The organism is Streptomyces sp. NPDC048751 (assembly GCF_043198595.1).
GTDB lineage: Bacteria > Actinomycetota > Actinomycetes > Streptomycetales > Streptomycetaceae > Streptomyces.
The window spans coordinates 256,506-268,450 of sequence record NZ_JBICUX010000001.1 but is presented as its reverse complement, the minus strand read 5'-3'; the positions used below and the strand labels follow the sequence as shown (position 1 = coordinate 268,450).

Genomic DNA, 11,945 nt, shown 5'->3' with positions numbered 1-11,945 from the left:
CCTCTCAGCCGGTCGTGAAGGTGAAGTCGTCCACGTCGAACAAGGCGCCCGAGCCGCCCTTGAAGACCAGGTGGAGCGTGGTCGTGCCCCTCGGTGCGCGGGACAGGGCGGCAGTGACGTCCTGGAAGTTCTCCCAGCCGCCGGTCGACGGTACGGTCGCCTTCCCGAGCAGGGTGCCCTTCGGGGATCCGGCCCGGATCTCCAGCGTGCCGCCCGCGCCGCCGGAGGAGACGCGCGCGGTGATCCGCGTGGCGTTGTTCAGGACGTACGGCGTGAAGGAGATCCAGTCGCCGTTGTCGATGTCGCCGACGGTACGCCCGCCGTGCGCGGTGTCCTTCGTGACCACGGTGACGCCGGAGGAGGCGCCGAAGTGCTCGGCCTGGCGGTGGCGGGGCTGGGCGACGTTCTGGTCGTGCGCGGTGAGCGGGGCCTGGCCGCCGCCCCCGCCGTCGGTGTACTCGGCGTCGAGGACTCCGAAGATGTTGGCGTCCTCGTCGTGGCCGCCGTCGGCGCTGGTCTGGAGGGTGCCGGTGCAGCCCTGGGCGGAGGTCACCGGGTGGCCGTGGCTGTCGTGACCGAGGACGAAGGTGACCGTGACCTTGGAGCAGTCGATGCGTCGGTCCTCCGGGTCGGTGACCTTCACCTTGAAGGGGATCGCGTCGCCGAAGCTGAACAGCTGCCCGTCCTTCGGTGTCTCCAGCACGACCGTGGGCGCGGTGTTGCCGACGACGATCTGCACGCTGGCGCTGCCGGTGCGGCCGGTCGCGTCCCTCGTGGTCAGGGTCGCGGTGTACGTGCCGTTCTTGCGGTACGTGTACGTGGGGTCGGTGCGGGTCGACTTGCCGCCGTCGCCGAAGTCCCAGCTGTACGTGAGCGTGTCGCCGTCCTGGTCGCTGGTGCCCTCGGAGGAGAACCTCACCTTCAGCGGGGCCTGCCCGGAGGTGCGGCTGGCCGCCGCCTGCGGTACCGGGGAGTGGCCGTCGGTGGCGTTCTCGATGCGGTACAGGGCCGAGTGCTCGTCGCCGCCGAACCAGGAGACGCCGTAGTCGAGGACGTACAGCGCGCCGTCGGGGCCGAAGGCCATGTCCATGATCTGGGTGCCGGTCCACGGGATGTCGTTGATCGACTGCACGGTGCCGTTCGCGTCGCTGGTGATCCGCTTGATCCAGCGGCGGCCGAACTCCCCGGCGAAGAAGTCCCCGTCGTAGGCCTCGGGGAATTTCACGGGCGAGTCCAGTGCGGCGTCGTAGTGGTAGACCGGGCCGCCCATCGGGGACTCGGAGCCGCTGCCGAACTCGGGCACGGATGCTCCGTCGTACGGGATCCAGGCGGCCTGGGCCGGCGGCAGGTCGGTGAGGCCGGTGTTGTTCGGCGAGGTGTTCTTCGGGGCGGCGCAGTCGAAGGCGGCCCCCGAGGCGCCGGTGGCGAAGTCGTAGTCCACGTAGGGGTCGTTGGCGCCGGTGCAGTACGGCCAGCCGAAGTTGCCGGGGCCGGTCACGCGGGCGAACTCGACCTGGCCGGCGGGGCCTCGGGCCGGGTCGGCGGCACCCGCGTCGGGGCCGTAGTCGCCGACGTAGAGGATGCCGGTCTTCTTGTCGACACTGAAGCGGAAGGGGTTGCGGAAGCCCATCGCGTAGATCTCGGGACGGGTCTTCTCGGTGCCGGGTGCGAAGAGGTTGCCGTCGGGGACGGAGTACGAGCCGTCGGCGTTCACCTTGATGCGCAGGATCTTGCCGCGCAGGTCGTTGGTGTTGCCGGAGGAGCGCTGGGCGTCGAAGGCCGGGTTGCGGTTCGCGCGTTCGTCGATCGGGGTGAAGCCGTCCGACTGGAAGGGGTTGGTGTCGTCGCCGGTCGACAGGTAGAGGTTGCCCGCCGCGTCGAAGTCGATGTCGCCGCCGACGTGGCAGCACAGGCCGCGGGAGGCCGGCACGTCGAGGATCTTCGTCTCGCTGGCGGTGTCGAGCGTCCCGTCCGTCTTCAGGACGAACCGGGAGAGGCGGTTGACGCCGTCGAAGGGCGCGAAGTCCGCCGCGCTGCCGGTCTCGGGGGCGTCGCCGGCGGGGGTGTTGAGCGGGGGTGCGTAGTAGAGATAGATGAAACGGTTCTCCGCGAAGGCCGGGTCGACGCCGATGCCCTGGAGGCCCTCCTCGTCGTGGGAGTAGACGTCGAGCTTGCCGGCGAGCCGGGTGTTTCCGGCGGCGTCGGTGAGGCGGAGTTCGCCGTCGCGTGAGGTGTGCAGGACGGAGCGGTCGGGGAGGACGGCGAGCGACATGGGCTCGCCGACCTCCGCCTCGCCCTTGGCGAGGGTGACCTGCTGGAAGTCCTCGGCCGCGGCGGCGGACCCCTGGTCGGCGACGGCTGCGCCGGCCGGGGGTGAGGTGAGGGTGAGGGACGCGCCCGCCAGCAGCGCGCCGCTGATCAGCGCGGCCGCCTTGCGCCAGGACAGACGTCGTCGTCTGGGGGTCTTCGTTCGGTCGGTGCGGGTGGTGCGGTCGTTCCCGTGCACGGATGCCTCCAGGAAGGGGCCGGTTGTACGGGCGGGTGCGTGCGCCGGGATGCGCCGTCATCCCGGAGAGCTGAGAAACAGGAGAGTTGAGAGACAGGAGAGCTGAGACAGGAGAGTTGCGAGACAGTCAGTTCCCGAACGCCGCGTCGAAGGAGGCCGACGGCGGCTCGAAGTCGTACGCCTTGAGGCGGGTCAGGGCCTCCGGGGCGCCCTGGAGCCGGTCCATGCCGGCGTCCTCCCACTCCACGGAGACGGGGCCCTGGTAGTCGATGGAGCGCAGCATCCGGAAGACGTCCTCCCAGGGGACGTCGCCATGGCCGGCCGACACGAAGTCCCAGCCGCGGCGCGGGTCGCCCCAGGGCAGGTGGGAGCCGAGGCGGCCGTTGCGGCCGTCGAGGCGCTTGCGGGCCTCCTTGCAGTCCACGTGGTAGACGCGGTCGCGGAAGTCCCACAGGAAGCCGACCGGGTCGAGGTCCTGCCACACGAAGTGGCTGGGGTCGAAGTTGAGGCCGAAGGCCGGTCGACGGTCGACAGCATCCAGTGTGCGTACGGTCGTCCAGTAGTCGTATGCGATCTCGCTCGGGTGCACCTCGTGGGCGAACCGCACGCCCTCCGCGTCGAAGACGTCGAGGATCGGGTTCCAGCGTTCGGCGAAGTCCTCGTACCCGCGTTCGATCATCGACTCGGGCACGGGTGGGAACATGGCGACCAGGTGCCAGATCGCGGAGCCGGTGAAGCCGACCACGGTCTCGACGCCGAAGGCGGCCGCGGCGCGGGCGGTGTCGGCGATCTCGGCGGCGGCCCGCTGTCGGACGCCTTCCGGCTCGCCGTCGCCCCAGATGCGCTCGGGCAGGATCGCCCGGTGCCGCTCGTCGATGATGGCGTCACAGACCGCCTGGCCGACCAGGTGGTTGGAGATCGCCCAGCACTTCAGGCCGTACTTGTCGAGGAGTTGCTGGCGGGAGGTCAGGTACGAGGGGTCGGCGAGGGCCTTGTCGACCTCGAAGTGGTCGCCCCAGCAGGCGAGTTCGAGTCCGTCGTAGCCGAAGTCGCGGGCGAGGCGGCAGACCTCTTCGAGGGGAAGGTCGGCCCACTGGCCGGTGAAGAGCGTGAACTGGCGCGGCATGCGTGGGGCCTCCTCAGACCGCTATCGGGGTGTAGACGGAGTTCTTCTCGGCGCTCTCCTCCACCGCCGCGAGGACGCGCTGGACCTGGAGTCCGTCGGCGAAGGAGGGTTCGGGGCGGCGCCCCTCGGCGATGGCGTGCACCAGGTCGCGGGCCTGGTGGACGAAGGTGTGCTCGTAGCCGAGTCCGTGCCCCGGGGGCCACCAGGCGTCGAGGTAGGGGTGTTCGGGCTCGGTGACGAGGATGCGCCGGAAGCCGGCCTGTGCGGCGGGCTCCGAACCGTCGTGGAACCAGAGCTCGTTGAGACGCTCCAGGTCGAACGCCAACGAGCCGTGCTCGCCGTTGAGTTCGATGCGCAGGGCGTTCTTGCGACCGGTGGCGTACCGGGTGGCCTCGAAGGAGGCGAGGGCGCCGGAGGCGAAGCGGCCGGTGAACAGGGCGGCGTCGTCGACGGTGACCGTGCCGGTACCGGCGGTCGACACGGCGGCCAGTCCGCCGCTCGCACCCCCGCCGGGCAGCGGCCGCTGCCGTACGAAGGTCTCGGTGAGCGCGGAGACACCGGCCAGCCTCTCCCCGGCAAGGCACTGCGCCAGGTCGACGATGTGTGCGCCCAGGTCACCGAGTGAGCCGGATCCGGCGAGTTCCTTGCGCAGGCGCCAGGTCAGTGGGAAGTCCCGGTCCACCAGCCAGTCCTGAAGGTACGTCACCCGTACGTGCCGCAGGGTGCCGAGCCTGCCCTCGGCGACCATCCGGCGGGCCAGCGCGGTGGCGGGGACCCGGCGGTAGTTGAAGCCGACCATGGCCACCTGGCCGCGCGCGTAGGCCTCTTCGGCGGCGTACGTCATGCGCTCGGCCTCTTCGACGGTGTTCGCCAGGGGCTTCTCGCACAGGACGTGCTTGCCGGCCGCCAGGGCGGCGAGGGCGATTTCGGCGTGACTGTCGCCGGGGGTGCAGATGTCGACGACGTCGATGTCGTCCCGTGCGATCAGGGCGCGCCAGTCGGTCTCGGCAGCCGCCCAGCCGTGCCGGTCGGCCGCCGCGCGCACGGCCGCCGCGTCCCGGCCGCAGATCGCGGCGAGGACCGGGCGGCGGGGCAGCTCGAAGACACGGCCCGCGGTGCGCCAGCCCTGGGAGTGGGCGGCGCCCATGAAGGCGTAGCCGACCATGCCGACGCGCAACGGTGGCTTCTCGGCCTCCGGTCCTGCTGACTGCTGCGGCTGTTCCATGCAGAGGTCCTCCTCGTCGTCGTGGCGCGGTGGGGGGTGCGGGCGCCTCGGGGGAAGCCGGTCGCTTCAAGCCCGTGGACGGGCTCTCGGGGAGCGGCCGTAGGAGTCGAAGGCGGGGCTCACCGGAAGCCGGTGGACATGTACTGGTCGACGTTGTCCTTGTCGACGACGGCCGAGTACAGGGTGATCGAGGCGGGGATCTCGTACTCGGCGAGGCCGCCGACGCCCTTGCCCTGGCCGAGGGCGCGGGCGAGGTCGATGGCGGAGGCGGCCATGGTCGGCGGGTAGAGGACGGTCGCCTTGAGGACGCCGTTGTCCTGTTTGATGGCCTGGAAGGCGGAGAGCGCGCCGGCGCCGCCGACCATCAGGAAGTCGTCGCGCCCGGCCTGCGCCACGGCGCGCAGCGCGCCCACGCCCTGGTCGTCGTCGTGGTTCCACACCGCGTCGAACTGGGACTGGGCCTGGAGGAGCTGGGCCATCTTGGCCTGTCCGGACTCGACCGTGAAGTCGGCGGCCTGGCGGGCCACCTTCCTGATGTTGGGATAGTTCTTCAGCGCGTCGTCGAAGCCCTGGGTGCGCTGTTTGGTCAGCTCCAGGTTGTCGAGGCCGGCCAGCTCGATGACCTTGGCGTTCGACTTGCCCTTGAGTTTCTCGCCGATGTAGCGGCCGGCGTTGAGCCCCATGCCGTAGTTGTCGCCACCGATCCAACACCGGTAGGCCTGCGGGGTGTTGAAGATGCGGTCGAGGTTGACGACGGGGATGCCGGCGCGCATCGCCTTCAGGCCGACCTGGGTGAGTGCCTTGCCGTCGGCGGGCAGGACGACCAGGACGTCGACCTTCTTGTTGATGAGGGTCTCGATCTGGCCGATCTGTGTGGCGGTGTCGTTGGAGCCCTCGGTGATCTCCAGGGTGACGTCCGTGTACTTCTTCGCCCGGTTCTTGGCGTTGTCGTTGATGGCGTTCAGCCAGCCGTGGTCGGCCTGCGGACCGGCGAAGCCGATGGTGACCTGCTTGCCGGGCTTGTCGTCGGCCGCGGGCCGGTCGTCGGCGGCCGGCTTCTCGTCGCTGGGCTCGTTACTCGTGCAACCTGCGAGCAGGGCACCCGCGGACACGGCGGCGGTGCCGAAGAGCAGCCCTCTGCGACTGGTGAGGTGTGACATGGCGGTGAACCCTTTCCTCAGGTCGTGCTCGCGGTACGGCGCTGGACCAGCACGGCGGCGACGATGATCGCGCCCTTGGCGATCTGCTGGACGTCGCTCTGCAGGTTGTTCAGGGCGAAGATGTTGGTGATCGTGGTGAAGATCAGGACGCCGAGTACGGAGCCGGTGATGGTGCCGCGGCCGCCGCTGAGCAGCGTGCCGCCGATGATCGCGGCGGCGATGGCGTCGAGTTCGTAGAGGTTGCCGTTGGTGTTCTGGCCCGAGCCGGACAGGACGATCAGCAGGAAGGCGGCGATGCCGCAGCACAGCCCGGACAGCAGGTAGAGGTAGAGCCGCTGGCGGCGGACGTCGATGCCGGCGAGCCGGGCGGCCTCCGCGTTGCCGCCGACGGCGACCGTGCGGCGCCCGAAGGTGGTCCGGTTGAGCAGCAGCCAGCCGATGACCGTCACGGCCGCGAAGACCAGGACGAGCGGCGGGATCCCGAGCACGTAGGAGTCGCGCTCGCCCAGTTCGAGGATCCCGTCGACGGTGACGATCTGCGTCCTGCCGTCGGTGATCTGCAACGCCAGGCCGCGCGCCGAGGCCAGCATGGCGAGCGTGGCGATGAACGGGACCATCGCGCCGTAGGCGATGAGCAGTCCGTTCACCAGGCCGCAGCCGAGCCCCACGAGCACCGCGGTGAAGAGGATGCCCGCGAAGCCGAACTCCTGCGTGGCGACGGTGGTCGCCCACACCGAGGCGAGGGCGACGATCGCGCCGACGGACAGGTCGATGCCTCCGGAGGTGATCACGAAGGTCATGCCGACGGTGACGACACCGATCACCGAGGCCTGGGTGAGGACGAGTTGGAGGTTGCGGGTGTCGAGGAACTCGTCGGGCTTGGTGATCCCGCCGATGACGACCAGGACGGCGAGCACGCCGAGAAGGGACAGGGTGCGGACGTCGGCGCGGGCCATGAGGCCGCGCCAGGTGGGGATTTCGCCGACCGACGGCACCTTGTCGGTGCTGTCCCGGGGCGGGGAGACGGGCTGCGTCATGACGCCGGGCTTCCTTCCATGACGAGGTCGAGTACGCGGTGTTCGTCGAGCTCCCGGGCGGGCGCCGTGTGGACGACGCGGCCCTCGCGGAGCACCAGCACACGGTCGGCGAGGCCGAGCACCTCCGGCACCTCGCTGGACACCAGCAGCACGGCGAGCCCTTCGTCCGCCAGTCGTCGGACGACCGCGTACAGTTCGGCGCGGGCGCCGACGTCGACACCGCGGGTGGGTTCGTCCAGCAGCAGGACACGGCAGCCGCGCAGCAGCCAGCGGGCCAGGACGGCCTTCTGCTGGTTGCCGCCGGACAGCGTGCGCACGGGGACGGCCGGGTTGTCGGGGCGCAGCGACAGTTCCCGTGTCGCGGCCCACGCCGCGCCGAGTTCGGCGCTCCGGTCGATCCAACCCCCGCGTGAGAAGCGGGACATGGAGGAGACGGAGACGTTGCGGGTGACGGACTCCAGCATCAGCAGTGCCTGCGCCTTGCGTTCCTCCGGTGCGAGACCGAGACCGGCGCGTACGGCCGCGCGTACGCTGCCGGGTCGCAACGGCCGTCCGTCGACGAGGACTTGACCGGCGGTCGGCTTGCGGGCGCCGTAGACGGTCTCCAGGATCTCGGACCGCCCGGAGCCGACCAGCCCCGCGAGTCCGACGATCTCCCCGGGATGCAGGTCGAGGTCGAGGGGCGCGAACTCGCCCTCCCGGGCCAGGCCCCGCACCTGGAGGACCGGCGCCCCGGTCGGCACCGAGCCCGCTGCCGCCGGCCGCTCGGGGAAGACGTACTCCACGTTCCGTCCCGTCATCAGCGCCACGACCTCACGGGTCGGCGTCGACTTGGCGGGCAGCCCGCCCGCCACCGCGCGGCCGTCCTTCAGTACCGTCACGCGGTCGCCGATGCGGCGGATCTCCTCCAGGCGGTGCGAGATGTACACGACGGCGACGCCCGCGGCGGTGAGGTCTGCGACGATCCGGAAGAGGTTGTCGACCTCGTCGGGGTCGAGCGCCGCCGACGGCTCGTCCATGACGATGAGGCGTACGTCGTGGGAGAGCGCCCGCGCCATGGAGACGATCTGCTGCTGTGCCGCCGACAGCGCGCCGACGAGCCGAGACGGGTCGATCTCCGGGTGCCCGAGTCGCTTCAGCAGAGCGGCCGTCGACGCGCGCGCCGCCTTTCCCCGTACGACGAAGCCGGCGGCCGTGGGTTCGTGGCCGAGGTGCACGTTCTCAGCGACGGACAGGTGCTCGACCAGGTCGAGTTCCTGGTAGATGGTGGCGATGCCGAGGCGCATGGCGGCGATGGGCGAGCGGAGCGTGACGGGCTCACCGCGCCAGTGGATCGTGCCGGTGTCGGGCTGGTGGGCGCCGGCCAGGACCTTGATGAGGGTGGACTTCCCGGCACCGTTCTGACCGAGCAGACAGTGCACTTCTCCGGCCTGGACGTCCAGGTCGACGCCGTCGAGGGCGCGGACGCCGGGGAAGGACTTGGTGATGCCGGACATGGTGAGCAGCGGTGGTTCTGGTGCCATGTGGGTTCCCCTCGGCGGACGTGCGGGCCGGTTCCAGGGTGATTCGCCTGCCGCGCGGGCCTCTTGAGGCAGAGCAGACGTTCTTGTACAAACAGGGCAGAGCAGGGCGGAGCGACGCGCTGTACTGGTGAGCCGAACCGAAGTCGGGGTCTAGGCGGGCGAGAAGAGGTGGTCGCTGATGAGCCGGGCCGCGCCGATGACTCCGGCGGTCGGCCCCAACTCGCCGAGGACGATGGGCAGGTTGCCCGTCGCCAGGGGCAGTGACTGGCGGTAGACCTGCGTGCGGATCGCGGCGAGCAGGGTGTGGCCGAGTCCGGTCACGCCGCCGCCGATCAGCACCAGGCCGGGGTTGAAGAACGAGACGAGTCCGGCGATGACCTGGCCGACGCGGTCGCCGCCCTCACGGATCAGGTCGAGGGCGGTCGCGTCGCCCGCGGCGGCCGCGGCGGCGACGTCCACGGCGGTCAGGACGCCGTTGGTCTCCAGCCGGGTCGCGAGTTCGACGCTGAGGCCCTGCTGGGCCGCCTCCAGCGCGTCGCGGGCCAGGGCCGCTCCGCTGAAGTGGGCTTCCAGACAACCCCGGTTGCCGCAGGCGCAGGGGCGTCCGTCGGGCACGGCCTGGATGTGCCCGATGTCGCCCGCGCTGCCCGTCGCACCGCGGTGGACCTCACCGCCGACGACGATGCCGCAGCCGATGCCGGTGCCGATCTTGACGCAGAGGAAGTCGCCCACGGAGCGGGCGACGCCCGCGTGCTGCTCCCCCATCGCCATGAGGTTCACGTCGTTGTCGACCATGACCGGGCAGCCGAGTTCCTGGCTGAGCGCCTCCCGCACGGGGAAACCGTCCCAGCCCGGCATGATCGGCGGCGCGACCGGTACGCCCTCGGGGAAGCGGACCGGGCCGGGGACGCCGATGCCGGCGCCGTCGAAGCCCTCCGCGAGCCCCGATGCCCGCAACTTGGCGGCCATGGCCAGGACTTGCTCGAAGACCGCGACCGGTCCCTCGCGCACGTCCATGGGTTGGTTGATGTGGCCCAGGATCTCCAGTTCCGCGTTGGTGACCGCGACGTCGACGGAGGTGGCGCCGATGTCGATGCCGAGGAAGCGGAGGCCCGGCGCGAGCCGGATGTTGTGGGAGCGGCGCCCGCCGCGCGAGGCGGCGAGTCCGTCGGCCACGACGAGACCCGTCTCCAGCAGCCGGTCGACCTCCACGGCCAGCTTGGACCGCGACAGGTCGACCTGGTCACCCAGTTGGGCACGGGAGTTGGGCCCGGAATCACGCAACAGCTTGAGCAGCCGGGCCTGGTGCGCGTTGGCGGGGCGTGCCGTCATACGTCTCACGAACCCCTCCCCGCCTCGATCGGGCCACCCGTGTCGGGCTTTCGAGGGGAACGTAGCAGCGACTGCCGGGGCTGGGAAGAAGCCGTGCATGGATTGCTGCGAACTTTCTCCACTGACAGGACAAAGAAAGCGGCAGACAAGGGTGAGCCCGAGGTGAGGGGTCACGCAGGGTGAAGGGCCCGGCCGGACTCAGGACTTGGCGCGCTCGTGATACGACTTCCGCGTGTGCTCGGTGTGTTCGCGCATGAGGCGGGCGGCCTCCTGCTGGTCGCCGGCCACGATCGCGGTGATGAGTTCCGCGTGCTCCGCCCAGGACTTGTGTCCGCGCCGGCGGGCGACCGGTGTGTAGTACCAGCGGACGCGGCGGTCGACCTGGGCGGCGAGTTCGGCGAGGACGGCGTTGCCGGCCAGCTCCATGATCTTCGCGTGGAAGCGGGCGTTGAGGACGACGGCCGCGTCCACGTCGTCCTTGGCGACGGCCAACCGTCCCTGCGCGCACAGTTCGTCCAACGCGGCGATGCCGGCGCTGTCCGCGTTCACCGCGGCGAGCCGGGCGGCCTCGCCCTCCAGGAGCGTACGCACGGTGAGGAGTTGGTCGGCCTCCTCCTCGGTCGGCTCGTGCACGAACGCGCCCTGGGCGGGCCGCAGATCGACCCAGCCCTCGGTGTTCAGCCGCTGCAGTGCCTCACGCACCGGCTGGCGGGAGACTCCGAGGTGCCCGGCGAGTTCGCTCTCGACCAGGTGCTGGCCGGGCTGGAGAGCGCGGGTGGTGATGAGTTCGAGCAGCGCCTCGTAGACACGGTCGCGCAGCGGGCCGGGGCGTTCGAGTTTGGGCACCGCGCCCTGCGGCAGTCCTGTCGACAACATCGGTCGCTCCCCCTCCTGGACGGCGCCGGGCCGACCACGGCCGGACAATCAGTATCGATTGTCTTTCGTCTACAGTCTACGGCGCACAGTTACCAGAGCAGGGCGCGGTCGACCTCGTCACACGCCCCCTCACGGGCAGCGCACCACCTGCCCCGCATACGACAGGTTGCCGCCGAACCCGAACAGCAGCACCGGGTCGCCCGTGGAGATCCCGCCCTGCTCCACCAGCTTGGAGAGCGCCAGCGGGATGCTGGCGGCCGAGGTGTTCCCGGACTCGCACACGTCCCGCGCGACCACGGCGTTGACCGCGCCGATCTTCTCCGCGAGGGGCTCGATGATGCGCAGGTTCGCCTGGTGCAGGACGACGGCGGCGAGGTCCGCGGGGGCGAGGCCGGCCCGCTCGCAGGCCTGGCGGGCCAGGGGCGGCAGTTGCTGGGTCGCCCAGCGGTAGACGCTCTGCCCCTCCTGCGCGAACCGCGCGGGCTGCCCCTCGATGCGCACGGCGTGCCCCATCTCGGGCACCGACCCCCACAGCACGGGCCCGATGCCCGGCTCCTCACCCGGCGGACAGGCCTCCACCACGGCGGCGCCCGCGCCGTCCCCGACGAGCACGCACGTCGTACGGTCGGTCCAGTCGGTGACGTCGGACATCTTGTCGGCGCCGATGACAAGTGCACGGCTCGCCGCTCCCGCGCGCACGGTGTGGTCGGCGGTGGCCAGCGCGTGGGTGAATCCGGCGCACACCACGTTGACGTCCATGGCGGCGGGGTTCGGCACGCCGAGGCGGGCGGCGACACGGGCGGCCATGTTCGGGGAGCGGTCGACGGCCGTGGAGGTCGCGACCAGCACCAGGTCGATGTCGCCCGGCGTCAGCCCCGCCGTCGCGAGCGCTTTGGCGGCGGCGTGTGCGGCCAGCTCGTCGACGGGCTCGTCGGGACCGGCGATGTGCCGCGTGCGGATGCCCACCCGGGACGTGATCCACTCGTCGCTGGTGTCGACCAGGCCCGCCAGGTCCTCGTTGGTGAGTACCTTGGCGGGCTGGTAGTGGCCGACGGCGGCGATGCGCGAGCCGTTCATTGGGGGGTCCCCCTAAGTTGCTTCGGGTAGCGGGACCCACCAGTCTGATCAGTGACTCACGGGTACGACGGCAGGTGAAGCCA

9 protein-coding genes are annotated in these 11,945 nt (G+C 70.9%); all 9 read right to left on the bottom strand.

Annotated features, from left to right (window positions below):
- Positions 1-4 precede the first annotated feature (4 nt).
- The gene (locus ACGFNV_RS01165; protein ID WP_393618375.1) at positions 5-2,506 is read right to left on the bottom strand and encodes a PQQ-dependent sugar dehydrogenase; all 2,502 of its coding nucleotides are present in this window, start codon (positions 2,504-2,506) and stop codon (positions 5-7) included.
- 127 nt (positions 2,507-2,633) lie between these two features.
- The gene (locus tag ACGFNV_RS01160; protein WP_393618373.1) at positions 2,634-3,632 is read right to left on the bottom strand and encodes a sugar phosphate isomerase/epimerase family protein; all 999 of its coding nucleotides are present in this window, start codon (positions 3,630-3,632) and stop codon (positions 2,634-2,636) included.
- A 13-nt stretch (positions 3,633-3,645) separates the two neighbouring features.
- Positions 3,646-4,857, bottom strand: a complete 1,212-nt coding sequence (locus ACGFNV_RS01155; RefSeq protein ID WP_393618372.1) for a Gfo/Idh/MocA family protein — start codon at positions 4,855-4,857, stop codon at positions 3,646-3,648.
- Positions 4,858-4,976: 119 nt separating this feature from the next.
- Entirely contained in the window at positions 4,977-6,017 is a 1,041-nt protein-coding gene (locus tag ACGFNV_RS01150) for a substrate-binding domain-containing protein (RefSeq protein WP_393618370.1), read from the bottom strand.
- Between the two features lie 17 nt (positions 6,018-6,034).
- Positions 6,035-7,054, bottom strand: a complete 1,020-nt coding sequence (locus ACGFNV_RS01145) for an ABC transporter permease (RefSeq protein ID WP_393618369.1) — start codon at positions 7,052-7,054, stop codon at positions 6,035-6,037.
- The gene (locus tag ACGFNV_RS01140; protein WP_393618367.1) at positions 7,051-8,577 is read right to left on the bottom strand and encodes a sugar ABC transporter ATP-binding protein; all 1,527 of its coding nucleotides are present in this window, start codon (positions 8,575-8,577) and stop codon (positions 7,051-7,053) included. Before ACGFNV_RS01140 ends, ACGFNV_RS01145 begins: the two co-directional genes overlap by 4 nt.
- 150 nt (positions 8,578-8,727) lie before the next feature.
- Positions 8,728-9,909 carry an ROK family protein gene (locus tag ACGFNV_RS01135; RefSeq protein WP_393619956.1) on the bottom strand — a complete coding sequence of 394 codons (1,182 nt, stop codon included), beginning with the start codon at positions 9,907-9,909 and terminating at the stop codon, positions 8,728-8,730.
- Between the two features lie 198 nt (positions 9,910-10,107).
- The gene (locus ACGFNV_RS01130; protein ID WP_393618366.1) at positions 10,108-10,785 is read right to left on the bottom strand and encodes a GntR family transcriptional regulator; all 678 of its coding nucleotides are present in this window, start codon (positions 10,783-10,785) and stop codon (positions 10,108-10,110) included.
- 129 nt (positions 10,786-10,914) lie between these two features.
- On the bottom strand, positions 10,915-11,862 hold the full coding sequence (locus tag ACGFNV_RS01125; RefSeq protein WP_393618365.1) for a beta-ketoacyl-ACP synthase III: 948 nt from the start codon (positions 11,860-11,862) through the stop codon (positions 10,915-10,917).
- Positions 11,863-11,945 lie beyond the last annotated feature (83 nt).